The 26,555-nt window shown below is 28.2% G+C and carries 25 protein-coding genes, 1 tRNA gene, 1 pseudogene and 2 riboswitches; of the genes and pseudogenes, 15 read left to right on the forward strand and 12 right to left on the reverse strand.

Features of this window, described 5'->3' with window-relative positions:
• The first annotated feature begins 137 nt into the window (after positions 1 to 137).
• Positions 138 to 1,400, forward strand: a complete 1,263-nt coding sequence (locus K0040_RS14130) for a cation:proton antiporter (protein ID WP_228109417.1) — start codon at positions 138 to 140, stop codon at positions 1,398 to 1,400.
• A gap of 216 nt (positions 1,401 to 1,616) precedes the next feature.
• Positions 1,617 to 2,423: a hypothetical protein gene (locus K0040_RS14135; RefSeq protein ID WP_228109418.1), complete on the forward strand. Its 807-nt coding sequence runs from the start codon at positions 1,617 to 1,619 to the stop codon at positions 2,421 to 2,423.
• A gap of 43 nt (positions 2,424 to 2,466) precedes the next feature.
• Here K0040_RS14135 and rbsB read toward each other — a convergent pair whose 3' ends face one another.
• Genes rbsB through rbsK form a run of 5 tightly spaced genes read right to left on the reverse strand, consistent with a single transcriptional unit; the run spans position 2,467 to position 7,145 of the window.
• Positions 2,467 to 3,369, reverse strand: a complete 903-nt coding sequence (gene rbsB, locus K0040_RS14140; protein ID WP_228109419.1) for a ribose ABC transporter substrate-binding protein RbsB — start codon at positions 3,367 to 3,369, stop codon at positions 2,467 to 2,469.
• A gap of 12 nt (positions 3,370 to 3,381) precedes the next feature.
• Positions 3,382 to 4,350: a ribose ABC transporter permease gene (rbsC, locus tag K0040_RS14145; RefSeq protein ID WP_228109420.1), complete on the reverse strand. Its 969-nt coding sequence runs from the start codon at positions 4,348 to 4,350 to the stop codon at positions 3,382 to 3,384.
• Entirely contained in the window at positions 4,322 to 5,845 is a 1,524-nt protein-coding gene (gene rbsA / locus K0040_RS14150; RefSeq protein WP_265588892.1) for a ribose ABC transporter ATP-binding protein RbsA, read from the reverse strand. The genes rbsC and rbsA overlap by 29 nt, the downstream gene beginning before the upstream one ends.
• Complete coding sequence (rbsD, locus tag K0040_RS14155) at positions 5,845 to 6,234, reverse strand: D-ribose pyranase (RefSeq protein ID WP_228109421.1); 390 nt, start codon at positions 6,232 to 6,234, stop codon at positions 5,845 to 5,847. The genes rbsA and rbsD overlap by 1 nt, the downstream gene beginning before the upstream one ends.
• Positions 6,235 to 6,236: 2 nt before the next feature.
• Positions 6,237 to 7,145 carry a ribokinase gene (gene rbsK / locus K0040_RS14160; RefSeq protein ID WP_228109422.1) on the reverse strand — a complete coding sequence of 303 codons (909 nt, stop codon included), beginning with the start codon at positions 7,143 to 7,145 and terminating at the stop codon, positions 6,237 to 6,239.
• Between the two features lie 241 nt (positions 7,146 to 7,386).
• On the opposite strand from rbsK, the gene K0040_RS14165 reads away from it, so the two are divergent.
• Positions 7,387 to 8,067 (forward strand): hypothetical protein, encoded by a 681-nt coding sequence (locus K0040_RS14165; protein ID WP_228109423.1) that lies wholly within the window; start codon positions 7,387 to 7,389, stop codon positions 8,065 to 8,067.
• 53 nt (positions 8,068 to 8,120) lie between these two features.
• On the opposite strand, the gene K0040_RS14170 is transcribed toward K0040_RS14165, so the two are convergent.
• Positions 8,121 to 9,665, reverse strand: coding sequence for a leucine-rich repeat domain-containing protein (locus K0040_RS14170; protein ID WP_228109424.1), 1,545 nt, complete (start codon positions 9,663 to 9,665; stop codon positions 8,121 to 8,123).
• Between the two features lie 139 nt (positions 9,666 to 9,804).
• Between K0040_RS14170 and K0040_RS14175 the strand changes: the two genes are divergently transcribed.
• Both K0040_RS14175 and K0040_RS14180 read left to right on the forward strand, forming a co-directional pair.
• Positions 9,805 to 10,386, forward strand: coding sequence for a hypothetical protein (locus tag K0040_RS14175; RefSeq protein ID WP_228109425.1), 582 nt, complete (start codon positions 9,805 to 9,807; stop codon positions 10,384 to 10,386).
• A gap of 357 nt (positions 10,387 to 10,743) precedes the next feature.
• Positions 10,744 to 12,015 (forward strand): dicarboxylate/amino acid:cation symporter, encoded by a 1,272-nt coding sequence (locus tag K0040_RS14180; RefSeq protein WP_228109426.1) that lies wholly within the window; start codon positions 10,744 to 10,746, stop codon positions 12,013 to 12,015.
• Between the two features lie 99 nt (positions 12,016 to 12,114).
• Here the strand turns inward: K0040_RS14180 and K0040_RS14185 are convergent, their stop codons facing one another.
• From K0040_RS14185 to K0040_RS21110, 4 genes and pseudogenes are all read right to left on the reverse strand, one after another.
• The gene (locus tag K0040_RS14185; protein ID WP_228109427.1) at positions 12,115 to 12,375 is read right to left on the reverse strand and encodes a hypothetical protein; all 261 of its coding nucleotides are present in this window, start codon (positions 12,373 to 12,375) and stop codon (positions 12,115 to 12,117) included.
• Between the two features lie 22 nt (positions 12,376 to 12,397).
• Positions 12,398 to 13,249, reverse strand: coding sequence for a DinB/UmuC family translesion DNA polymerase (locus K0040_RS14190; RefSeq protein ID WP_316719327.1), 852 nt, complete (start codon positions 13,247 to 13,249; stop codon positions 12,398 to 12,400).
• Positions 13,223 to 13,506 (reverse strand): annotated as a pseudogene (locus K0040_RS21105) (Y-family DNA polymerase); the annotation flags it as partial. The gene K0040_RS14190 and the pseudogene K0040_RS21105, both read right to left, overlap by 27 nt.
• Positions 13,507 to 13,521: 15 nt before the next feature.
• Positions 13,522 to 13,650: a hypothetical protein gene (locus tag K0040_RS21110; protein ID WP_316719325.1), complete on the reverse strand. Its 129-nt coding sequence runs from the start codon at positions 13,648 to 13,650 to the stop codon at positions 13,522 to 13,524.
• 381 nt (positions 13,651 to 14,031) lie between these two features.
• Between K0040_RS21110 and K0040_RS14195 the strand changes: the two genes are divergently transcribed.
• Together K0040_RS14195 and K0040_RS14200 are read left to right on the forward strand one after the other, a co-directional pair.
• Positions 14,032 to 14,541 (forward strand): TVP38/TMEM64 family protein, encoded by a 510-nt coding sequence (locus K0040_RS14195; protein WP_228109428.1) that lies wholly within the window; start codon positions 14,032 to 14,034, stop codon positions 14,539 to 14,541.
• Between the two features lie 85 nt (positions 14,542 to 14,626).
• Positions 14,627 to 15,145 carry a GNAT family N-acetyltransferase gene (locus K0040_RS14200; RefSeq protein ID WP_228109429.1) on the forward strand — a complete coding sequence of 173 codons (519 nt, stop codon included), beginning with the start codon at positions 14,627 to 14,629 and terminating at the stop codon, positions 15,143 to 15,145.
• Positions 15,146 to 15,261: 116 nt separating this feature from the next.
• Positions 15,262 to 15,347: riboswitch (cyclic di-GMP riboswitch) on the forward strand.
• Positions 15,348 to 15,636: 289 nt separating this feature from the next.
• On the opposite strand, the gene K0040_RS14205 is transcribed toward K0040_RS14200, so the two are convergent.
• On the reverse strand, positions 15,637 to 16,263 hold the full coding sequence (locus tag K0040_RS14205; protein WP_331476329.1) for a peptidylprolyl isomerase: 627 nt from the start codon (positions 16,261 to 16,263) through the stop codon (positions 15,637 to 15,639).
• Positions 16,264 to 16,441: 178 nt separating this feature from the next.
• Between K0040_RS14205 and K0040_RS14210 the strand changes: the two genes are divergently transcribed.
• Both K0040_RS14210 and K0040_RS14215 read left to right on the forward strand, forming a co-directional pair.
• Positions 16,442 to 16,517, forward strand: a tRNA-Lys gene (locus K0040_RS14210).
• 317 nt (positions 16,518 to 16,834) lie between these two features.
• The gene (locus K0040_RS14215; RefSeq protein ID WP_228109430.1) at positions 16,835 to 18,178 is read left to right on the forward strand and encodes an MATE family efflux transporter; all 1,344 of its coding nucleotides are present in this window, start codon (positions 16,835 to 16,837) and stop codon (positions 18,176 to 18,178) included.
• A gap of 37 nt (positions 18,179 to 18,215) precedes the next feature.
• Here the strand turns inward: K0040_RS14215 and K0040_RS14220 are convergent, their stop codons facing one another.
• Positions 18,216 to 19,994, reverse strand: coding sequence for a GH25 family lysozyme (locus K0040_RS14220; RefSeq protein ID WP_228109431.1), 1,779 nt, complete (start codon positions 19,992 to 19,994; stop codon positions 18,216 to 18,218).
• A 180-nt stretch (positions 19,995 to 20,174) separates the two neighbouring features.
• Here K0040_RS14220 and ade point away from each other — a divergent pair, with 180 nt between their 5' ends.
• The 6 genes from ade (at position 20,175) to K0040_RS14250 (ending at position 26,380) form a co-directional block, all read left to right on the forward strand.
• Positions 20,175 to 21,908 carry an adenine deaminase gene (gene ade, locus K0040_RS14225; RefSeq protein WP_228109432.1) on the forward strand — a complete coding sequence of 578 codons (1,734 nt, stop codon included), beginning with the start codon at positions 20,175 to 20,177 and terminating at the stop codon, positions 21,906 to 21,908.
• Positions 21,909 to 22,261: 353 nt separating this feature from the next.
• Entirely contained in the window at positions 22,262 to 23,047 is a 786-nt protein-coding gene (locus tag K0040_RS14230; protein WP_228109433.1) for an amino acid ABC transporter substrate-binding protein, read from the forward strand.
• Between the two features lie 29 nt (positions 23,048 to 23,076).
• Positions 23,077 to 23,688 carry an amino acid ABC transporter permease gene (locus K0040_RS14235; RefSeq protein ID WP_228109434.1) on the forward strand — a complete coding sequence of 204 codons (612 nt, stop codon included), beginning with the start codon at positions 23,077 to 23,079 and terminating at the stop codon, positions 23,686 to 23,688.
• 19 nt (positions 23,689 to 23,707) lie between these two features.
• Positions 23,708 to 24,340: an amino acid ABC transporter ATP-binding protein gene (locus K0040_RS14240; protein WP_228109435.1), complete on the forward strand. Its 633-nt coding sequence runs from the start codon at positions 23,708 to 23,710 to the stop codon at positions 24,338 to 24,340.
• A gap of 94 nt (positions 24,341 to 24,434) precedes the next feature.
• Positions 24,435 to 24,540: riboswitch (SAM riboswitch) on the forward strand.
• 260 nt (positions 24,541 to 24,800) lie between these two features.
• Positions 24,801 to 25,607, forward strand: a complete 807-nt coding sequence (locus K0040_RS14245; protein ID WP_228109436.1) for a MetQ/NlpA family ABC transporter substrate-binding protein — start codon at positions 24,801 to 24,803, stop codon at positions 25,605 to 25,607.
• 149 nt (positions 25,608 to 25,756) lie between these two features.
• Entirely contained in the window at positions 25,757 to 26,380 is a 624-nt protein-coding gene (locus tag K0040_RS14250; RefSeq protein ID WP_228109437.1) for a PH domain-containing protein, read from the forward strand.
• Positions 26,381 to 26,555: the final 175 nt, after the last annotated feature.

Consider the following 26,555-nt stretch of genomic DNA (forward strand, 5'->3'; position numbering starts at 1 on the left):
ATAATAAATTTCCTAAAAAATGTTAATGAAATTTTACATTTCGACAACGTTCACGAGCATTGACTTCTTATAATTAGGGGTATATAATGGATAATTATTAGATTAAAAACAAAATTGATAGAGTGGAGATGAATAGTATGGAAGGAAGCATAGAAGCGATTGCTACCAATAATTTATTGTTAATATTTTCGATGATAATAATTACGGGTATTGCACTGGGAAGGGTAAGTGAAATATTAAAAATTCCAGATGTAATACTATATTTAATATCCGGCATAATAATAGGACCAGCTTTTTTAAATATTTTAAGTATAGGGGCTTTTCCAGTAGAAAATAATTTAATACTTACTTTTGGATCAGCATTTATATTATACGAAGGTGGCAAAGAAATTAATTTAAAAGTACTAAATAAGGTAAAAGTAAGTGTAGGAATGTTATCAACAGTAGGTGTTGTAATATCTGCAGCTGTAGTAGGCGTTGTGGCAGCTAAAGTATTTAATTTACCTATTATGACGGCGCTTCTTTTAGGAGCTGTTGTAGCGTCAACGGATCCGGCAGCACTTATACCTGTATTTAAACAGGTTAGAATAAAGGACAAGATAAAACAAACTGTTGTAAGTGAGTCTGCTTTTAATGATGCAGTAGGTGCTATATTATCTTCTGCATTATTAGGTATAGTTATGAGTGGTCAGTTCTCAGCAGTAGATAGTATTAAGGAATTACTTATTTCAGCAGCAGTAGGAATAGGTGTAGGAATATTAGTAGGATATTTATTAATAATATTAGTTTCAGATAAAAGAGTGGGAATATTCCATTCCTATGCCCCAATTATGTCAATGTTAACAGTTACTCTTGCTTATGAGCTAGCTACAATGTTTTATGGTAGTGGATATATGGCAGTATTTATGGCAGGATTAATTTCAGGAAATAAAAAAATGTTTGGAATTTGGTTAGAAGAAGCTGATTATCAACCAACAGTACATTTTACGGAAAGTATAGCTATAATATGTCGTATGTCTATATTTGTTTTACTAGGTACTCAAGTAAATATATCAGCATTAGCTCAATATTGGCTACCATCATTAATAACAGTATTAGTTTTAATGTTTGTAGGAAGACCTTTAGTAGTGTTAGCATCGACTGCATTTGATAGAAAGGCACAGTGGACATTTAAAGATAAATTATTTATGATGTGGGTTAGAGAAACTGGGGTTATACCAGCTGCAGTATCAGGAATAATAGTGGCTATGAAAGTACCAGGTTATGAAATAATATCTTCAGTAGTATTTATGACTATACTTGTAACTTTAATAGTACAAGCAAGTACTACAAAACTAGTTGCGAAAAAATTAGGCGTATTAGAAGAAACAACAGATAACGTATCTGAAGTAGTTGCTTAATGTAATTATAAATCCTCTTGTAATATGATATTTATATCATATTACAAGAGGATTTATTTATTTGGGAATAATATAATATTTAGGCTTTAACTTTTAATAAGATTACAAAATGAAATAAATTCAATGATATATAAAAAAAAATATATGTAACCTATAAAATATATTTTTAGTGTACAATTGTTTATAAACAGTTACCGAAGTGTGTAGGGGGTATAGATGAAAAGGATAGTAGTGTTAATTGTTTTTGCGGTAGTGATATTTTTAAATTATGATAAAATAGATGAAATTTTTTTTAGAATGAATCTATCACAAAATCAGTTGAATTATGATAAAGAATACTTTTTTGATTTAAATGGTGATGGGGAACGTGAAGAAATAATGTTAGAGTCATATAAAGACGGGAAAAATGATTTTATTGTGAACTTATATATAAATAATAAATTAAAAGAAAAATTTAAAGATGAAAATAATATAAGTGTACATATATATGATTTCAACAAGATTGACAATAAGAAAGAAATATATGTAATTCTAGGTGATAAGATTGAAAATAGTAAAATAAGTATTTTTACATATTGTGGTGAAAATAAAAGTTATAATTTCACAATGAATGGAAGAATTATAAATAATGATGATAAAAATGGAACAATGAAAATTACTTATGGAGTAACAGATGATTCAGCTAATTTTAATCATTATAGTAAAGTTATTGGTGATGAATCAATTTTTATAAATTATGTTTATAAAAGAAAACTTGATTGTGATTTTACTGAGATAGATAAAAAAGAAGCTGAAGTTGTAGGTATTAGTAAAGAAAATAAATATGTAGTAAAAGATGAAACTATAGTATATGAGACGAATATTGGTAATGTAAAGGCATATAATCTTTTAAGAGGTGATAAAATTAATTTAGTATCACTTTATAATTATAATGGTAATCAATGTATAAAAGTAGTAAATGAAGCAGGAAGATATGGATGGATAAAAGTAGAAGATAAGCAACTTTTTGAACTTGAAAAATAGCAAAAGGTCAACATATAATTTATATGTTGACCTTTTGCTATTTTTATTTTTTCTCTATCAACTTTAATTCTACAGGAGCAAAGTTTTCAACCTTCTCGCCAGATAAAAATCTGTGTGCTAAGTTTACTGCAGTTTTTCCAATTAATTTGGGTTGTTGAGCTATAGTTGCAGCCATATCACCTTTTTGTACAGATATTACAGCATCATCTGTGGCATCAAATCCTACAACTAAAACATCCTTCATATTTGCATCTTGTAAAGCTTTTAAAGCACCAAGAGCCATCTCGTCATTTTGAGCAAAGACAGCATTAATATTACCCTTTGATTGAATTATATTTTCCATTACAGAAAGGCCTTTAGTTCTATCAAAATCAGCACTTTGCTTAGTTATTATTTTTAAATTACTATTTTTTACTTCATTATCAAATCCGTATCCTCTATCACGAGTTGCAGAAGATCCGGCTATACCTTCAAGTTCCACTATGTTTCCTTTATTGCCTAATTTTTCAATTAAATACTTGGCAGCCATTTTTCCACCTTCCACATTGTCAGAAGCAACATGAGAAATGACTTTCCCACCATTAGAAACTCTATCCACTGTAATTACAGGTAGATCTAAGTTATTTGCTACCATAACTGAGGCTATGGCAGAATCTGAATCAACAGGATTTAATAAAACCACATCTACGTCTTTAACAGATATATCTTCCATGTTAGAAACTTCTTTGGCAGGATCATTTTGAGAGTCTAGTACAACTACATTGTATCCCAATTTTTTTGCTTCATTTTCTATACCAGATTTTAAATCTACGAAGAAAGGATTGTTTAAAGTAGATACTATAAGACCTATTTTCTTAGTATTATCAACACTTTTTTTGCTACATCCAACTAGTAATGATGTACATAAAATTAATGATATTATTATGGTAGTTATTTTTTTAAACATTTTTACTACCTCCTAGTTACCTTTTCTGTCTAAAAGTACAGCTATTAATATAACAGCACCTTTAACCATCATTTGATAATATGATGATACGTCTAATATGTTTAAGGCATTGCTTAAAACACCAATTATTAATGCACCAATTATTGTTCCAGTTATTTTTCCTTTACCACCAGTAAGGGAAGTTCCTCCAAGAACTACAGCTGCTATAGCATCAAGTTCATATCCATTACCTGCAGTTGGTTGAGCAGAGAATAATCTAGAAGTTATTATTATACCTGCAATAGAAGCAAGTAGACCACTTATAGTATAAACTGCTATTTTTATTTTGTCTGTATTTAAACCAGAAAGTCTTGTTGCTTCTTCGTTTGAACCTAAAGCATAAGTATATCTACCCATTTTAGTATTTTTAAGTATATAAGTACATACTGTAAATGTTACTATCATAATTAGAGCAGGTGTAGGTATACCGAGAATTTTACCTCCACCAATTTGTCCGAAACTTAAAGCTAACTCACCACTTCCAAGAGTTATTGGCTTGCCATCAGTATAAACTAAAGTTAAACCCCTAAGGACAGTCATTGTAGCAAGAGTTGCTATGAATGGTTGCAACTTACCTTTAGTTATTATGAAACCATTTAAAAATCCTACTAAAGCACCTATTACCAAAGCAGCTAAAACTGCCACAAATACATTATTACCTGAAACTAATAGAGAGGCACATAGAGCGCCACTTATGGCAAGTATAGAACCTACAGATAAGTCAATTCCACCAGTTAATATAACAAAAGTCATACCTGCTGCAATTATTCCATTTACTGAAGTTTGTCTTAATATATTAAATATGTTTTTTGTACTTAAAAATGATGGGCTAAGTATTGAAACTACCACTATTAGAGCAAGTAGTCCTACTAAGCTTTTGTATTTTATTAATGTTTCCTTTAAATCAAATTTATTATGCTTTTGCTTCACTTGAGATGACATCCCTGCGATCCTCCTTAATTTCTACTGCACATTTCAATATTTTTTCTTGCGTAGCTTCTTTTATATCAAATTCTCCTGTTATTTTACCATTACTTAAAACTAGAATTCTGTCAGATAGACCTAGAATTTCTGGCATTTCAGAAGAAATCATAATGATTGCTTTTCCCTGTGATTTAAACTCGTTTATTAAATCGTAAATTTCTTTTTTAGCACCAACGTCAACACCACGAGTTGGTTCGTCTAAGATTAACACATCAGGGTGTGTCATAAGAGCTTTTGCTATGGCCACCTTTTGCTGGTTACCTCCAGATAATTTTTTAATTAATTGTTCCATGCTAGGAGTTTTAATTCTTATTCTATCTATATAACTATTAACTCTTTCTTTTTCTTTATTTTTATCAACTACAAAAGATTTTGAAATTCTTTCTAGAGAAGATAAAGTCATATTTTCTCTTATTGATAAACCTAAAATAAGTCCGTCACCTTTTCTATCTTCACTTACATAAGCAATTCTATTTTTTACACCATCTTGAGATGATTTAAGATTTAGCGTTTTTCCTTTTTTTATAATACGACCTTTTTCTAAAGGAAGGTGGCCGTATATACTTTTAGCAAGTTCACTTCTACCAGCACCCATAAGCCCTGATACGCCAAGTATTTCCCCGGCTTTAACTTCAAAAGAAATATCTTTTACAAACTTATTAGAAACACTTTCTAATTTTAAAATTGTTTCACCTTTTTCAACTTGTAAATGAGGAAACTGGTCTGTTAGTTTTCTACCAACCATCATTTCTATCATTTTATCTTCATCAAGGTTACATATTTCTTCTTGACCAACAAACTTACCATCTCTAAGGACTGTTATATAATTGCAAAGTTCAAAAATTTCTTTTAATCTATGTGATATATAAACTATAGCTTTATTATCAGCTTTTAGCTCATTTATAACTTTAAATAATGATTTAGTTTCTTTATCAGTTAAAGCATCTGTTGGCTCGTCCATTATTATTATTTTTGCGTCTAGAGAAAGAGCTTTAGCGATTTCTATCATCTGCTTTTCGCCTATACTTAAGTTTTGGACAAGCTCTCTAGGGTCTTTATTTATATTCAATCTTTTTAATAAAACTTGGCTGTCAGCGTGTAATTTATTAAAATCTATTTTGAATCCTTTTTTAGGTTCTCTACCTAAGAATATATTTTCACCTATGCTTAGGTCATTAACTAAGTTTAATTCTTGGTGTATTATTGCGATACCTTTGTCTGTGGCATCCTTTGGTCCTTTGATATCTTCTTTTTTTCCTTCATAGAAGATTTCACCCCCGTCTTTTTTATATACACCACTTAGTATTTTCATAAGTGTTGATTTCCCAGCACCATTTTCACCCATAAGAGCCATGACTCTACCTTCGTAAAGTTCAATATTAACTCCATCAAGGGCTTTAACACCGGGGAATTCTTTAACTATATTTGTCATTTTTAAAATTGGTGTTTTCATTAAAATACTACTCCTGATTTTAAAATTATGTTAGCGTAAGGACTACATTCTCCAGTTCTTACTACTGCCTTGCTGTCTTTTGTTAAAACTTTAAATTCTTCATGACTTACTTCTTGTAATTTAGAAACTCTTTTTTTTATTGCTTTGTAAACTTCTGGATTTTTTTCTTTTATTTCAGTGGCTATTATAGCTTCTTCAACACATAATTCTTCAAGTATTACATCTAAAGTTTGAATAAAAGTAGGTACATTATGAGTTAAAGCTAAATCTATTCTTTTAGTTTGTGATGGAATTGGTAAACCACAATCTCCAATAGTTAAAGACTCAGTATGTCCCATTTGACTTATTACATAAGATAACTCGCTATTTATCATTTTTGTTTTTTTCATAATTACCTCCTAAAGTTGTCAACGTCTTTTAATGTTGGTAGTGAGCTTTGAGCGCCTTCTTTCATAACAGATAAAGCACCTACTTTAGAAGCAAAATCCATGGCTTCTTCCATAGTTTTATTGTTTGATAGAGCAACTGCTAAAGCTCCTGTAAATGAATCTCCAGCAGCAGTAGTGTCAACTGCTTCAACTTTATATGCAGATTTAAAGAATGATCTTTCTTCATTTATATATAAGCTACCTTTAGATCCTAGGGTAACTATTAATTCTTTAACACCTTTTTCTATTACTCTACTAGCAGCTTTATTTATATCATCTTCACTTTCTATTTTTATTTCAGAGATAATTTCTAATTCAGTTTCATTAGGAGTCAATAAATCCACATTTTTTATTATTTCATCATCTAATTTAACTGCTGGTGCAGGATTAAGTATTGTGTATTTATTTAAGTCTTTTGCAACTTGTAGAGCATATTTTACAGTTTCTAAAGGAGTTTCTAATTGGATGACTACTATATCGCTGTTTTTTATGCAATCTATATTTTTATCTATATCATCTTTAGTTAATTTAAAATTTGCTCCTGGGGCTACAACTATAGCGTTTTGAGCATTTTTATCTACAGTTATAAATGCCACACCAGTAGAACAATTAGCTATATGAACATGATTTGTATTAACATTATCATTATTCAGGGCTTCTATTAATGTTTTGCCAAAACTATCATTTCCAACTTTGCCTATCATAAAAATATTTCCTTCTAATCTGGCCATTGCAACGGCTTGGTTAGCTCCTTTGCCTCCTGGTACTTCCTTGAAATTGCCTCCTAAAAGAGTTTGTCCAGGCTTTGGCATTGTATCAACATTAACAACTAAATCCATATTTAAGCTGCCTATAACGCATATATTTTTCATGTTTTACCTCCAAACTTATATTGTATACATGTTATGTATAAAAAAAATTTTGCTTTATATAGAGTAACATATTGAAAAAAATAGTGCAACATAATTCGATTGAATTTGACATATACAATGATATAGTATTTAACAATAAGTTAAATAAAATTTTAAATGTAATAGAAAAAAGATTAACTAGTCATTTATTACCATAGGGAATATAATATTATATGAAATATTTAAGTAAAGGTGGGTAAAAATGAAAAAATTATTAGCAATATTATTAGTATGTTTTAGTATTTTACTGGTGGGATGTGTAAATACAGACATAACATTGGATATAGACAAAAAAGGTAATATGACCATAGCTATGAAATTATTAACTAATAGTTATATGGCTGAGAATATAACACAAGAGGATTTACAAAAGGTAAAAGAAGAGTATAAGGCAGATTCTATTGAAAAAATAAATGAGGATAATCAGTCAGGGTATTTGCTGAATAAAGATTTAGGAAATATAAAAGACTTAATGTTAAGGGGAAATAAAGATATAAAAGATAGTAAATTTATAAATATATCAGAAGAAAAAAGTTTGATTTACAATACTTATGATGTTACTTTAAATATTAAAGAAGCTCTTATTGGAGAAATGACAGAAGAAGATTTGTCAATACTTAGCTTTATAGGAAACTCAGCTAATATGAATTTACATATGACAACACCATTTAAACTAGTACAATCTAATGCGACAAGTACATTTGAAGAGAAGGATGGAAGAACTACTTATAGCTGGAACTATACTTTAAACACACTGGATAACATTCATGTCAAGTTCAATGTTCCAAACTTTTCTAATATTATAATTATAGCCGGGGGAGTAGCAATTATAGCTATTGGTGGATTTATTTTTATAGGAAAAAGAAAAAATAAAGAAGTTTAATAGAAAAAGCCAGTATAAGAACTGGCTTTTTCTATTAAAAAATTTATGTTTGTTTATTCGATTATTTTAACCTTTACATAAACAGTCCCAGAAAAAATATCATGTATACCAGAAAAATTAAAGCTAAGGTCACAAGGTATACAATCTAAATTCCAAGTTATAGAGTTCTCTTCATTATTATATATTCCTCCTTGGCAAGGAGTTATATTTTTAATAATACTTCCATCAATGTCTTTTACAAAATCTAAAGGTAAGTTAAAAATATTATTTTGTGGAGTCATACCTCTTTCAACTGTAATTTTTTGATTATTAGCATAAACATAAGAGATATTTTGATAAAAAGAAGATAAAGGGGACAAATCTTTTAAATTATTATTGCTAAGGTCCAAATAAGTTAGGTTAGTTAATGCGCATAGAGGATTTATATCAGAAATTTTATTATTCAGAAGACTTAAAATCTTTAAATTTTCAGCATATTGTAAACCTTCTAAAGAATTAATATGGTTAGCGAATTCATCTAAAACAGTTAAGTTTTTTATATCATTAAAAGTAAGAATGCATTTATCATTTTTACCTAGAACAATATTTATAAGTGATTTTAATCTATCATCTGGAATGTTTACTTCGTTTTTTAAGTCTTTGGAAGACACATGATTAACAGATGAAGGAACATACTGCAAATCAGTAATGTAAGTGTTATCTAATATTAATGTATATAAATTATTTGCATGTTCTAAACCTTTTAAAGATTTGATGTTTTTATTGCTTAAATCTAAATATCGAAGCTTTAGTATATCTTTTAAAGTTATAATATTGTTCTTTTTATCTAAAATAAACATTAATTCTTCTTGTAAGTTTTTGTCTTCTATAATAACAGTTTGATCCACATCTACCAAATCTACTGTAACAATACCAGAAAAATAGCCATCATCACTTTCAAAAGTAAAACTAGGACTTTCAAAAGAAACTAATGATGTATCCCAAATTATCTCTTTATTCTCACTATTATATTTACCTAAGTGAGTAGGAGATATTTTTTTTGGTGTTTCACCATTAATGTCTTTTAAAAAACTAATATCTAATGTATAGAAATCAGATGACTCTATAACATCTTTGATTTCTATATCTTGATTTATGGCACGTAATTCTTTAAGGTTTTCTAAAGTAGATAATGAAGATAAGTCAGAAACTCTATTTTCATTAATTTTAATAAATCTAAGATTTTTTCCACTAGAAATAGGTGAAATATCTTTAATCTCATTACCGTTAAGTAGTAAAGACGTCAAATTAGTCATATTAGACAAATCTGGCACAACTGTAATCAAATTGTTATTTAAAAATAAAGTATTTAAATTTTGTAAGTTAACAAGTTGTTCCATGCTAGTTAATAAATTATTTTCAATAAGCAACTCTGTCATATTGATTGCATACTGAAGACCTTCTATACTACAGATATATTTGCCTAGGGAGGATATATCTGAATATATATAACCTTTTATACTTTCCAAGTCTGATTTAGTTATTTCTGTGTTTTTTTCCCTGGAAAAGTATTGGTTTATGACAGTCTTTAAATTTATGTCCGGCACTAAGTTAGTCATTTTACGCACCTCCTTTTTTATTTATATGATTGAAGATATTGATTTGTTAATATGGATTGATGGAGTTAGTAATAATTTATATTAAATTATAATATAATTAAATGATATTTATTAAAAATGAATAAATGGAGGTGATTAAATGTATGAAAGTGGTGCATTGCAACAACTAATAAAGTTAGTTAACAATGCTAAAAAATTAAAAATTGAGTACGGAGTTACAGGTCAAGAAGTAAACAGAGACAATAATAATATAATTACCTTCTCTTCTAATACAACGATGGAAGTAGATTATAGTGAAAAAAAAGGATCGGTAGTAACTGTTAGGGGTGATTTTTCAGGAACATATACAACGAAAGAAATTTTTGAAAATAATAGTGAAAAAATAATAAAAAAAAATAGCAATACTAATACAGAAACATCTTATGTAATTGAGTATAGTGAAGAGGATTATGATAAACTTTTTAATCCAGGAGGGAGATTACATCCTTTGCAAGTTGAAGAGTTAATTCCTGTAGATAGTCAAATGAATAATAAAAAATGTCAAGTATGTTCTCCTTCGAAAGTAATAACAGATTCCATACAAGGACATATAAAATCAACCTATGCTATTTATCAAAAAGATGAAAATTACTATGATATTACTATGATTATGAACCAATTGGATAAAGAATTAGAGGTACCACTTATGCAGTACTGTAATACTAAAATATATGAAATATAATATGATAAATTTTATATTTAGCAAAGTACACCTAAAGGTATATACCTTTAGGTGTACTTTATTTTAAAAATTCAGAGAACTTATGATTTAATATATTAAAAATTAGAACGTTAATGTATTAAAATATATTTAAAGTTCGATAAACCTTGAAAATTAATGAATTTTTTAACAAACACATTAATAACCACCTGTCAAATTACATTGAAGTTAAAAAAATAAATATTTGGATTAAAATACTTAAAAAAATAAACAAAAATAATATATAAATACATATAAACTTAAAAAAATAAACAAAAACATTAAAAATGATGTATAATGGAATAGTAACGACGAAAAAGAAATAAGGGAGATTTAACAATGAAGAAAAAAGTCACATTAACAAGTAAAATTTTACTAGGGTTATTTTTAGGTTTTATGTTTGGATTAATATTGAAATCATTGCCAGGAAGTTATATTAAGGACACAGTAATTATAGGTGGATTATTTAAGGTATTAGGTACTGGATTTACATCTGCAATTAAAATGATGGTTGTTCCGTTAGTATTTGTTTCATTAGTATGTGGAGCATCATCTATGGGAGATGTTAAACAATTAGGAAGAATAGGAAGTAAAACTATGGTATTTTACTTATCAACTACTGCTGTAGCAATAATCATAGCTTTATTTTTAGGAAGTGTATTAAAGCCAGGTGCAGGTCTAGATATGAGTGCTGTAGTTACTGGAGAGGTAGCCATAGGAGAGTCAAAATCACTTGTAGATATTATACTTGGCATAATACCATCAAATCCAATTGAATCATTTGCAAATGGTGATATGCTACAAATAATATTCTTTGCATTGCTTACAGGAGTGGCAATGAGCATGGTGGGTGAAAAAGCAGAGCCTGTAAGAAAGGTGTTTGAAAGTGCCAATGACATATGCATGAAAATGGTTGGAATAATAATGATGGCAGCCCCAATAGGTGTATTTGCCTTAGTTGCAGAAACTTTCTCAACTGTAGGTAAAGATGCTATATTAGTTTTAATTAAGTATCTAGCAGTTGTACTATTAGGTTTAGCTATTCATGTTACTGTGGTTTATGGTGGATTATTTAAAGTATTTACAAGACAAAAAATTAAGCCATTTTTAAAGAAGTTTACTAAAGTTGCAGCTATTACTTTCTCAACTTCATCAAGTAATGCGTCCGTTCCAGCTAGTATGGAGATATTAGAAGATTTAGGTGTAGGTAAAACTACAAGATCATTCACAATACCTATGGGAGCAACTATAAATATGGATGGAACTGCTATAATGCAAGGTGTGGCAGCTTTATTTATAGCTCAAATATATGGTATAAATTTAGAGATGAATCAAATGATAACGATAGTTTTAACAGCCACATTGGCGTCAATAGGTACTGCTGGAGTTCCAGGTGTTGGAATGATAATGCTATCTATGGTTCTTACTTCTGTCAACTTACCGCTAGAAGGAATTGGATTAATTATGGGAGTGGAAAGAATAGTAGACATGTTTAGAACGACAGTTAATGTTATGGGAGATAATGTGTGCACACTAATTATAGCCAATAGCGAAAAAGATTTTGACATAGACAAATATTGTAGTGAAGAAAAACAAGAAATAGTGGCGTAAGCTCAAGTTTAATAATTTTCTTTATTGTTACAAATTAATATAACTAAATAATAAAAAGAACATCTACAAATCATATTTTGTAGATGTTCTTTTTATTATTTAAATTTTGTATAAATACCATTTACAAGTTCTTCTTTCAAATTTTAGTTCAAAAGGTTTTATAATATTGTTTATACAAGATTGGCATTTATAAACTATAAATGAATCACCAGCAAATTTACAATCTACAAGATCCATAACTTTATCTACTTTTATAATTTTGGTAGAATTTCTATCTTCAAATTTAAATTTAATAGGTTGTATTTTACCATTTTTATCAAATACAGTGACTATATCTATTTCTTTAGATACAAGTTTCATTTAATTATCACCTTCCAATATATTATATTAAGCTACTCATCATGGGATAGTCATCTTCGTTTATACCATCACATAGTGGTGGTATGGGGGTATCTATAAATTGAGCTGTTGATATTGAATATTTTCCATATTTATTTCTGATATTATCAATAGTTTTGTCTAAATTTTTCTTTTTTTCAGTGTTCCCTTCTTCAAGTAGAGATAGCTGAACTTCATTATTATTAAACAGTCCTGTTACATGTACGCCTATTTGGCGAATAGGCTCTTCCTCCCATAGTTCACCAAATAGTTTTATAGCTTCTTTTTTTATGTCTTGAGTGCTATCAGTAAAATAGCTTAGTTTCTTTTGTTTTCTTCTAGAAAGGAAAGAATCAGTTTTATAATGAATAGATATTACATTGAAACAACTATTGTTTTTTCTAAGCCTCATACCAATTGTTTCGCAAAGAGAAGAAATAACCATAGAGGCTTCACTTTTAGTTGTTATATCAAAATGGGTAGTTGTACTATTGCCCATACTTTTAATACCTATATAATTACTTTTTCGAACTTCTGAATTTTCAATTCCATTTGCATATTTCCAAATTTGCTCACCATAAGAGTTGAGTTTATATTTTAAAATATCAACATCAAAATTTGCTAAGTCGCCTATGGTTTTTATGCCATAGCTATTAAGTTTTTTTAGAGTTTTTTTACCTACCCCAAATAGTTCACCCACAACTAAAGGCCACATTTTTAACTCTATTTCTCCAGGGAAAAGGGTATGTACTTTATTTGGTTTGTTAAAGTCGGATGCTATCTTTGCTAATAATTTGTTGCTTGATATGCCTATATTAACTGTAAAACTAAGTTCTTTTTTTATTCGATCTTTCATTTCGTAAGCTAGATCTAGGGTATTTTGTATAAATTTTCCATGCCTGTAAAATCTAAAAAACATTCATCACAGCTAAATCTTTGTATATTAGGCGTATATTCACTGAGAAGTTCTACCATAAAATCAGAACATCTTTTAAATAAATCATAGTGGGGAGGAACGACAACTAGATTTTTACACTTAATTCTAGCGGAAAATAAAGTTTCCCCTGTTTGGATTTTATAATTTTTATCAGGGTCACTTTTGGCTAATACAATGCCATGGCGAGCCTCTTAGTTGCCACCTATGACACTAGGAATATTTCGAATATCTATTTTATATCCTTTATCTAGCAAATAAGCAGCTGTCCAAGATAAATAGGCGCTGTTTACATCAATATGAAAAATAAGTCTTTTGCTCAAAAAATGTACCTCCTTCCAAATGGAACTAATGTTTATTACAATATAATTATATTCGAACTATTGTTCTGTGCAAACATGAAATTTATAACAAAAACAGAATTAATACATTTGAGAAAAGAAGTCTATAGAAGGAAGAATGTAATGAGTCTATTTGGTTAATATAAGTACAGTTGAAAATATGAAAAATTTTAAGTAAGGAGGGAAATTATTATAAAAAAACTAGATAAGAAGCAGAAGATACTATTAGTTGGAGGAATAATATTTTTATTAATTATTGCTGCCCTAGGATTTACAGTAGGAAAAAAAATAGTTTCCCTTGCAAAAAACCCAAGAGAATTTAGAGCATGGATAAGTAGTACTGGAATATGGGGAAAATTTATTATGATAGGAATTTCAGCTTTTCAAATTATTGTGGCAATTATACCAGGAGAGCCCTTTGAAATTGCAGCAGGATATGCATTTGGATGGTTTTGGGGTGCAGTGCTGTGCTTAATTGGAACCTTACTAGGGCAAATAGTAGTGTTTTTATTTGCTAAAAAATTTGGAATGGATTTTGTAGAAATCTTTGTATCAACAGAAAAAATTAAAAAAATGAATTTTTTAAAAGACAATAAAAAATTATATATAACAACATTTTTTATATTTTTAATTCCAGGAACTCCTAAAGATGTTATTTCATATGTGGTAGGAATTACACATATTAAACTTGTGCCATTTTTATTGGTTTCAGGAGTGGCGAGGATACCATCTGTTGTTTCTTCAACTATTGGAGGGTGTTGTCTTGGGTTAAAGAATTACACTATGGCAGCCGCTGTATTTATAGTGACCTTGATTGTAAGTGGAATACTATTTTTTGTTTATAAAAGATATGAAAAAAAGATAAGTAAATAATTTTATTATATATGAAAAAGCTCTCTTTATTAGGAGGGTTTTTTTCGTATATAATAAATTTAAATAAAAATATGGAGGTGAATCTATGGAATTTAGAAAATCAAAAAAATCAGATATAAAGGAAATTATAAATATTATTGAAGAAGCTCAAAATTATTTTAAAGAAAATAATATTGATCAATGGCAAGACGGATATCCAAATGAAGAGAGCATAATTAACGATATTGAAAATGGCGAATCCTATGTTTTATTGAAAGACAATAAAGTAATTGCTACAGCTTATTTATCTTTTAGTAGAGAAACGGATTATAACATTATATATGATGGAAATTGGATTAGTAATGAAGATTATGCTGTTGTGCACAGAGTGGCAGTTTCTAGGGATATAAAAGGTAATGGAGTAGCGGCTGAGTTATTTAAGCATATAGAGAAAATTTGTCTAGCAAACAATATAAATTATATTAGAATTGATACTCATAGACACAATAAATCAATGCAAAAATTTTTAAGTAAAAACAAATTTGAACATTGTGGTGTAATTTATTTAAAAGATAAATCTGAAAGAATAGCTTTTGAAAAGATATTAAGACAAAAAACTGTCTAAAGTAAGGATTTAATCATAGATGAAAGTTGATTTAAAATAAAAATAAAATAAAACAAAAAAATATAAATAAACGCTAGCATATATGATGTAAAGTGTATATAATTTATAGTGTAATAGCTAAATATTGGCAAATCTAGAGAAATCTAGAGACGCAAAGCTATAGGGGCTAAGGTTAATCACACTATGCCAGCCAGTTGCCGAAGAATAAAAAATTCTTTGTTATCATAAACACAAGCTATTTTTATAAAAGTTTATGATATTAGAATAGAATGGCAACTACCCTTAATGGTAGTTTTTTTATTTTAGGCTTGGTAGTAAAACCCCGTATTTAAACAACCCCATGTTTAAATACACCAAACCCTATATTTAAGTATTGTATAATCCCCATTATATAAATATTTAAATATAACATACCCCATAATTAAAGAAAGACGGTAATTTCACCCCTGAAATTCCGTCTTCTTTTTGTTTAAGTTTAAATAAAGTAAATATTATATTTTTTCAGGAGCATCATATTTTATACCCTTAGTATCTACTTTTATAGATTCTATAACTATATCTTTTTCAGGCTTGTCGTTATTTCCTGTTTTTGTATTTTCAATATTATGAACTATATCAATACCCTTTATAATTTTACCAAAGGCAGCATATTGTCCATCTAAGTGATGAGAATCTTTAGTCATAATAAAAAATTGACTGCCACCGCTGTTTTTGTTTTGGCTTCTTGCCATAGATAAAACACCTTCGGTATGTTTTAAATCATTTTTAAATTTATTTTTAGTAAATTCACCCTTAATACTATATCCAGGGCCGCCAGAACCATTACCATTAGGATCTCCACCTTGTATCATAAAGTCTTTTATTATTCTATGGAAAGTAAGTCCATCATAAAAACTACTATTAGCTAATGATATGAAGTTATTTACTGTATTTGGCGCTATATGAGGGTAAAGTTCAGCTTCAATAGTTCCATAATTTTTGATAACTATAGTTGCTATAGGAAGTTCTTTGGGAGGAGTTCTGACTTCATCATTCATTTCTCCTTGAGAACATCCTACAAGAGCCATTGCTCCTGCTAAAAAGCTTGCTAGAATTCCTTTTTTTTTCTTACTAGTCATAAATTACCACCTTTTATTTTTTATTATAATTATTTATTATATCATAAATAGAAATCAATAGTTTTAAAGAGTTAAAAAGGGAAATTTTATACATAACTATAAATTTAATACATACAATTGAATGAATAATAGAAAATAATGAGGGAAAATTAACATTGGAGAAGTATTAAAAACTTGCGACTCATTAGCTCAGTTGGTAGAGCACCTGACTTTTAATCAGGGTGTCCCGAGTTCAAGTCTCGGATGGGTCACCAGAAAAAGGTGTATTAATTTTAGTACATCTTTTTTATATTTAAATGAAAAGTATTTATTTTAAACTGAAAATGATTTCATTCCAAAAGGTTAAAATATACTTATTGACCTATAATTTCTTATTTGATATTATTTATAAGATTGAAAAAATAATGCAGACATTAGTATAGTAATGCTTGCTTTTTATTGTAAAAAGAAACTATGGATTGTTTAATTTATAAATAATTATTAGTTTCAAATATATTATGATGTAACAATAGATATAGATCATTTCTTGTTACAGCATATAAAAACAAGTAAAGATAGGAGAAATAAATATATGACTAACGATATGACTCAGGGAAATCCTTTAAAGATTTTTATATTTTTTTCTATACCTTTATTAATTGGAAATATATTTCAACAGTTGTATAGCATGGTTGACACAATAATAGTTGGAAGATTTGTAGGAGTAGATGCACTGGCAGCAGTTGGTTCTACTGGATCTATGTTTTTTTTAGTAAATGGTATGATACTAGGTTTAACTAGTGGATTTGGAGTATTAGTTTCTCAAAAATTTGGAGCAAAAGATGAAGTAGGTGTAAAAAAGGCTGTAGCAAGTAATATTATATTAACATTAATTTCAACTTTTTTAATGACAGTAATAGCTTTAATAGTAAAAAAACCTCTTCTTAGGATGATGAATACCCCAGAAAATATTTTTGATAATGCAAACACATATATAACTATAATTTTTGCAGGATTAATAACTCAGGCTCTTTATAATATGTCTGCCGGTATACTTAGAGCATTAGGTGATAGTAAAACACCGCTGTATTTTTTAATAATTTCATCTATTCTTAATGTTATTTTAGACTTGGTATTTATAATTAATTTTAAAATGGGTGTATCAGGAGCAGCTTATGCTACCAATATTGCTCAAGGATTTTCAGCGGTGCTATGCTTGATTTACAGTTATAAAAGATTCAAGGTATTAAGGCTTAAAAAAGAAGATTTTAAAGTTGATCCCCACTATTATACAAAACATTTAAAGATTGGTGTACCTATGGGATTACAATTTTCTGTAACCGCTGTTGGAATTATAATAGTTCAAAGTGCTATAAATGTATTCGGATCAATAGTAATAGCATCGTATACAGCATCCTCAAAGGTTCTTCAACTTGTTATGCAACCATCAATTTCCTTTGGAGTTACAATAGCAACTTATGCAGGGCAAAACTTAGGTGCTGGTAGATTTGATAGAATTAAAAATGGTATGAAAATAATGAATAAAGTATCTATAGTTACGAGTTTAATAGCAGGGGCTATTCTTATATTCCTTGGAAAATATTTTGTGACTTTATTTATAGAAAATCCAACACCTGAAATATTTAGCTACGCTCAACAAGTATTTAATTACTCAGCAATATTTTTTGTATCACTAGGATTTATATTTGTATATAGAAATGTACTTCAAGGTATGGGAGAATCCTTTGTACCTATGATGGCAGGGGTTTATGAACTAGTTGCAAGAAGTATAGTGGCATTTACACTACCAAAGTTTATAGGATTTACAGGCATTTGTTTATCAGATCCTGTAGCTTGGATAGCAGCTGCTGTACCTCTTATGATAACTTATTATAGAAAAATGAAAAAAATAGAAAATAAAGAAGGTATTGCTTAATAAGCAATACCTTCTTTATTTTTATTTTAGGATTTAACTATTTGGTAGAAATTGATTTTATAGAACTATAAGAACTATAAACCTTCTTGTTTTTTACAATCTTATATGCTCTTATTTTATAGTAATAAATTTTGTTTTTAATTAGATTTGTATTGGTACAACTTAATTTGTTTGTAGTCGTTTTTGAATACTTCCCATTTTTACTAGTTGATTTGTAAATCTCATAACCTTTTGCTCCGGGGATTTTTTTCCAAGAAACTTTTATGCTTTTACTTTTTGGAGTTGATAATTTTACTGAAGGTGTAGATAAATTTGTTTCTCCATTTATTATGCTTGAATAGTAACTATAGTATTTTTCTTTCTTTGAAGTTTTAAATGACTTTATTTTATAATAATATTTTTTATTACTAGATAAACGTGAGTCAGTATAACTTAAAGTAGAATTTTTAGAAATATCTTTTATTTTAGTGTAAGTACCATTTTTACTATATGATCTATAGATTCTATATCCATTTGCATTTGCAACTTTTGACCAACTTAGTTTTATACTCGAAGAAGTAGTATTTGAGATTTTAGCATTTGTTACAGTTTTAGGAACAATTTTGAAGGTTATTTTTTTTGTTCCTGAGTAATTACCATTACCCTTTATAGTGGCTGTTGCAGTGCTTATAGATGTATTGTTATTAAATGATATAGTATAATCTTTGTTTTTTACTAAGGTTTTATTATTGTATTTTATGCTTATATTTGGAGTAATTTTATTTCCTGTATATTTTTGGTTTGGAATAGAATCTACAATAGTTTTTGAAATATTAATAGGATTAGTTTTATAGTAATAATTTAAGTCCACATTGCCATTTACACCATCAATTTTTCCGCTTTTGCTATATTGCCACATGGTATATTTTCCCCAATAATTACAGTTATCATTATATTGAGCTATCCAAAAATCATAAGAATTCCTTAGATTATCACTAAGATAAAATTTTGATACGGTTTTATTTGTATATATACCGCATTTATATCCATTTGATTTTAATTTAGACAAAAATGTTTCACAAATATTAGAGACTGAACGAAGACTAAGATTAACTTTGTTATCTTGCGCCGATTTTATAGTGTATTCTTCGTAGTCAAAGAAAACAGGAAAAGATAACTTATTTTTATAAGGTGAAATTACTTCCATACATTTTTGAGCTTCATCTTTTGCACTATTTACAGTATAAGCGTTGGAAAACCAATAAACACCCACTTCTATTCCAGCATTTAAAGCGCCTTTTATATTTGCTTTAAACTTACTATCTTCTGTAGTTCCACTTCCGCCACGAATAATAGCGAATTTAACCCCAGAATTTTTTACTTTGTACCAATTAATATCTCCTTGATGATAACTTACATCTATTCCTTTTACGACAGTACTATTACTAGGTTGATAAGGCTTGTCTTCATTTGATAACTTAACATAATTATGATCAGCAGAAACATATCCATAACCTTTAGCGTAAGATATTTTATACCATGGGTCTGTTACAACATTTGTATAAAATTTACTATCTTTGTCATAGACTTTAGTAATTTTTGTAACGCTATCTACTATGTTTACTGATTTTTTATGATCTATAGTTTCTATTATATTGGAAGATGTGGAAGGTTTGGACCTAACATTTAATTTGTCAGGTGCAGATGTAACATGAACGTATCCTTTAGAAAGTACAGAATTTTCTGCAGCGAAAGTATAACTTAAATTTTGAAAGCTACAAAAGCAAATTATACTAGCTAAAAAAATAGCTAAAAACTTTTTCATTGAATTTCTCATAAATTTGTCCCCTTATTACAAAATTACATAATTTTACAAATATGTATAAATATATTATAGATGAATAAATGATTAAGATAAACCATTGTGAGGAAGAAAAAAATTTAATAAAAAACTTGACTATGAATATAAATATGATATTATAGGATTTAAAAAATATTTGATAGTTGGGAGAGTATTATGTATATTAGTGAATTAATAGATAGATCAATGAAAAATAAAAATCCGGATTTAGTATTAAAAAATGTAAAGATAGTTAATGTATTTACCCATGAAATTGTAACTGGAGATGTGGCAGTACATGGTGGGGTAATAGTAGGGATTGGAAAGTATACAGGAAATACTAATATAGACTTAAGTGGGAAATATATAGCACCGGGCCTTATAGATTCCCATGTTCATATTGAGTCATCTATGTTATCACCAGGGGAATTTTCAAAAGCTATAGTACCAAGAGGAACTACAACTATAATCACAGATCCACACGAGATAGCTAATGTTTGTGGCCTTGATGGAATTGAATATATATTGAATTCAAGTGAAGAACTACCTTTAAATACATATGTTATGCTACCTTCATGTGTACCAGCAACTAATTTTGAAAATTCAGGAGCAGTTCTTAAGGCTTATGATTTGGAAAAATATATAAATCATCCAAGAGTTCTAGGTTTAGGTGAGATGATGAATTATCCTGGTGTCATATGTAAAGATAAAGATGTAATAGACAAGCTAGATCTAGCGTATGAAAATAAAAAAAGAGTAGATGGCCATGCTCCTCGTATAAATGGAGAAGGCTTAAATGCATATGTTTTAAGTGGAGTAAACACTGATCATGAATGCACAACAAAAGAAGAAATGTTGGAAAAATTAAGACTAGGTATGTATGTTATGATAAGGGAAGGTTCAGCAACTAAAGACCTTAAAAATCTTATAAATGGTGTCAATAAATACAACTATCAAAGAATTTTATTGTGTACGGATGATAAACACCCAGAAGATTTATTAAAAGAAGGTCATATAGACTACAATGTTAGATTATCAATAAAAAATGGAATAGATCCAATAACAGCAATACAGATGGCCACTATAAATCCAGCAAACTGTTACAATTTAAAAAATGTGGGAGCAATAGCTCCAGGATATAAGGCTGATATAATCGTATTTGATAACTTAGAAAAATTCAATATAGAAGAAGTTTATAAGGATGGAAAGTTAGTAGGTAAAGAAAAAATGCCTTTATTTACAACCAAAGAAAAAGATTTTTCTAAAGTGTTAAAAACTGTTCACCTTTCAAAAATTAATAAAGAAGACATACAAATATATTTTGAAAAGGAAAATGGAGAAGAAGTAGTAAATATTATTTCATTAAATCCTCATAGCTTAATAACTGAAAAATCAAAAGCTAAAGTTGACGTTGTTAATAATAAGTTTAAATATGACAATGAAAAAGATATATTAAAGTTAGCAGTAATAGAAAGGCATAAAAATACAGGCAATATAGGTATAGGTTTAGTAGAAAACTTCAAATTAAAAAATGGAGCTATAGCAACGACTATATCTCATGATTCCCATAATATTATAGTTGTTGGTGATAATGATGAAGATATAGTGAATGCTGTAAATAAAGTCATAAGTATGGATGGTGGAATTGCAATTTCATCTTCAAATGAAATTTTAGAAAGCTTACCTTTAAATATTGGTGGCTTAATGAGTGATAAAGGTATAGAGTATGTTAATTCAAAATTTAGTAAATTGGTAGATATAGCATACAATTTATTAAAAGTAAGTAAAGATATAGATCCATTTTTAACTTTAGCATTTTTAGCACTTCCAGTAATACCTAATATAAAACTGACAGATAAAGGATTATTTGATGTGGAAAACTTTGATTTCATGGACATAATATCAAAATAAACTAGAATAAAAAATAAAAAACATTTGACAATTTTGAATAATGGTATTACTATAAATTACAAGTAAATATAATTAATTTAAATAAAAAAATAAGAAGAGGAGAAATGGTGTTATGAAAAAATCAACAATTACAATAAAATTAAATATACAACTTCATCATCACCATCATAGAGCCAAGGGATTGTAAATTATGAAATTTAATTCATAGATACAAGCCCTTTTAGTGTTGTTAAAAAGGCTTGTATCTATGGTGGAGTATATATTACAAATATTAACCACATAGGTATTAGCCTATGTGGTTTTTTTATTGCAATAATTAATAAATAAAAATTAAATTATTAGGAGGAAAAAGAATGAAAAAGGTACTAAAGAAATTAACAATGGGATTGGCAGTTTTAGTAATTATGGTAGGGGTAGTAGGGTGTAATAAAAAAAATGTAGATTTAAATAATAATGAAATAGTAATAGGATATGATAATACATATTTTCCTATGGGATATTTAGATGACAATGGAAATACAGTAGGTTTTGATGTGGATTTAGCCACAGAAACTTTTAAAAGACTAAATATGAATGTGAAATTTCAAAGTATAGACTGGTCAATGAAAGAAACTGAATTAAATTCAGGAAACATAGATGCTATATGGAATGGATATTCTTTGACTGAAGAGAGAAAAGAAAAAGTTGCTTATACGGATGCATATATGAAAAATAGTCAGCTTATAGTGACTCTAAAAGATTCACCAATTAAAAATAAAGAAGATTTAAAAGGTAAAATAATAGGAACTCAACAAGGATCTGCGGGGCAAGAAGCTTTAGAAAAAGATACAAAAATATTAAAAAGTTTAGATGGTTCACCAGTTTTATATGATACTTTCGATAAAGTTTTTAGGGATTTGGAAGCAGGACGAATAAATGCAATAGTTGGAGATGAAACTTTAGTTAAATATTATATAAGTAAAAAAGGTGAAGAAAAGTATAAGATATTAGATGATAATTTCGGAACTGAAGATTATGTCGTTGCATTTAGAAAAGATGATACTGAGCTTAGAGACAAGGCAAATAAGACAATAAAAGAAATAAAAGAAGATAAAACTTTTGATGAAATTTATAAAAAATGGTTTGGAAAAGCTGATTAAGGTATAAAAATTAAGGAGGAAATTTTACAATGCTAGAAGGATTAAAAATTACATTATCAGTGTTTTTTATAACCTTGATAATATCAGTACCACTTGGAATTATGATAGCTTTTTTAAGATTATCTAAAAATAAAATAATAAGCCAAATGGCAAATTTATATATATTAATTATGAGAGGAACACCTTTATTATTACAACTTGTATTTGTATTTTTCGGTCTTCCTTTAATGGGAATAATATTTGACAGATTTGATGCAGTAATCCTAGCATTTTCATTAAACTATGCAGCTTACTTTGCTGAAATATTTAGAGGTGGAATTCAATCTATAGACAAGGGTCAATATGAAGGTGCTTTTGTACTAGGATTTAGCAAATTTGAAATGTACAGAAAAATAATTTTTCCACAAGTTATAAAAAGAGTGTTACCTGCCATGTCTAATGAAGTAATAACTTTAATTAAAGACACTGCTATAGTTTATGCAATAGGGTTAAATGATATATTGAGAATCGCTCAAATAGCACAAAATCAACAGGCAAGTATAGTTCCTTTAATAGAAGCTGGGGTAGTGTATTTAATTTTAATTGGAATTTTAACAATTATGTTTAAAAAAATTGAAACCAAGTATGCGTATTATAGATAATAAGAGGGGGAGAAAAATTATGTTACAAGTAAAAAATTTAACTAAATCCTTTGGAAATAATAAAGTACTAAATAATATAAATTTTGAAGTGAATAGTGGTGAAGTATGCGTACTTTTGGGAAAATCAGGTGTAGGTAAAACTACAATTCTTAGATGTATAAATGGTCTTGAAGATTTTGATCATGGAGAAATAATATTAGATAATTGTGTAATGAAGGAGAAAAATCATATATTAAAAAATAGAAATAAAACAGGAATGGTATTTCAAAATTTTAATTTATTTCCGCATATGTCTGTTTTAGAAAATATAATATCAGCTCCAATAAATGTGTTGAAAAAGTCTAAGGAAAATGCAATAAAAGATGCAAAAGAAATTTTGAAAATGGTAGATTTAGAGGAAAAAATAAATGCTTATCCTTATGAATTATCTGGAGGACAATGTCAAAGAGTTGCCATAGCAAGAGCCTGTGCATTAACACCAAAAGTACTTTGCTTTGACGAACCAACATCAGCATTAGATGTGGATTCAATAAAAAAAGTTTCAAAAATAATAAGAAATTTAAAGTCAAAAGGCATGGCAATTTTGATAATAACTCATGATATAGGATTTGCTAATAATATTAAAGATAAAATAATAAAAATAGGAGACTAATATTAAAAATAAATAAAAGTATAAAAATTAAATTATATAATCTACTTTAAAAAAGAATGGTGTTACTATAATTATCAAATTAAAAAATAAATATCTCTTATCTAGAGTGGTGGAGGGACTGGCCCTATGAAACCCGGCAACCAGTATATTTTTATATACATGGTGCTAAATCCTGCAGCATATTTGCTGAAAGATAAGTATAAATTCGTTATTAAAACTTGAGTTTATACTCAAGTTTTTTTTATTTACTAGAAAAATACATTAGTTTTGAATTTATACAAAATTTATAAAAAGGACAATATAAACAGGGCACAATTATAAAAAACGTAAATTTTAAGCAGCATAGATATCTGAAGTGGTAACGAAGATATCTTGTTGGCGACATGAAGTGCAGCGCCTATCCAGTGACTTAATTGAAGTAGATTTTTATTTTATTAAAAATTTAAGGGGGAACAATATTATGAAATTAAAAAGATTATTAAACTTAGCACTAAGTGTAGTACTATGCGCATCCTTAGTTGGATGCTCGAATTTATCACCTGAATCTAAAGAGGATAAAACAATTAAAGTAGGGGCTACATTCGTTCCTGGTGGAGAATTATTGGAAGAGTTAAAACCATTTATAGAAGAAAAAGGATATAAGTTGGAGATTTTAACATTTAATGATTATGTATTACCTAATGAATCTTTAAATAATGGAGAAATAGATGCAAATTTATTTCAACATAAACCATATTTAGATGAGGCGGTGAAGAGCAAGGGATATAAAATAATGGCAGGATCTAAATTATATGTTTGTCCAGGAGTATTATATTCTAAGAAAATAAACTCTATTGATGAGTTTAAAAGTGGAGATAAGATTGCAATAAGTGACAATGCTGCTTCAGCATCAAAATCTTTAAGATATTTGGAGGGTGAAGGATTAATAGATCTAAAAGAAGGTGATATAGTTGGAGTCAAGGATATTACTAAAAATCCTAAAAATTTAGAATTTGTTCAATTAGATGTTGCACAAATTCCTCCAGCATTAGAAGATGTTACAGCTGGATTCGTTGATACAACTTATGCTGTACCTGCAGGACTTAGCGCAAAGAAAGACGGAATTTATACAGCACCTATAAATGATGAATATGCTAATTTGCTTGCATATAGAATAGAAGATAAAAATAGGGAAAAAATAAAAGTGCTTGAAGAAGTTCTTACATCAGATAAATGCAGAGAACTTATAGAATCTAAATATAAAGGAATTGTAATACCTGTATTTTAAATTAAACATAGTTATATAAATGAAATATAAAAAGTAATACATTTCCATTAAGTTTTGCTACAATTAATGTTAAAATTATCATGATTTAATAGAATTCTAAAATGATATAATATAAATGTAGTAAAAAATTAAATAATTTGGAGGATAATATGGCAGGAAATATATTTGGAAAAATGGCAGCAGATACATTAGGTCTATCTGATATAGGTAAGATAATAGATCCAAAGGACTTTAATAAAGTTGATGGAGATGATTATATAATGAACGAAGACGGGGAGAAAATCTACTTTGTTATAAAATCAAAATCAGATGAGTATGTATTTACAAATAGAGGATTAATACATGTGGATGGTGCATCTGCTGTAAGTAAAAAAAGAGTAGTAAAAAGACATGAGTTTCGTAGTGAAAATGTTCATTCGGTAACACTAGAAACAGCAGGAACAGTAGACCTAGATGTAGAAATAAAATTTAGTTTTGCAGACGATTATTTTAGTATAGATGTTGATAAAAAACAAATAGAACAATTAAAAGATTTATATAAAGCTTTGTTTGAAATTGGCAAAATACAGCATAAAAATAGACAGTCTTATGAATATGGAATGAAAAGCCTAGACATGGCAAATGATGCTGTAAGCAGATCTCGTATGGAGGGGAATACTGCCAATATGATAGAGGAAATTACTAAGTTTAATTTTAGCTGGATGAGTGATATAAGAGAAAATTACAATAATAAAGATTTTGGATATGTTTTTGAAAAATATATAAATAATTAATAAAATCTAAAGAATTAGAAGTAATTTAAAAATGATATAGGGGAATTATTGAGTGTGTGAAAAAAACTCTGTAAATAACAAAATTCAACAGCTTTCTATGATAATATTTAATTATTATAGGAGGCTGTTTTATTATGGGAAAAAGAAAACAAAAGCTTAGCGAAGGAAAAAGAAA

The organism is Terrisporobacter petrolearius (assembly GCF_020748185.1).
Lineage (GTDB): Bacteria > Bacillota > Clostridia > Peptostreptococcales > Peptostreptococcaceae > Terrisporobacter > Terrisporobacter petrolearius.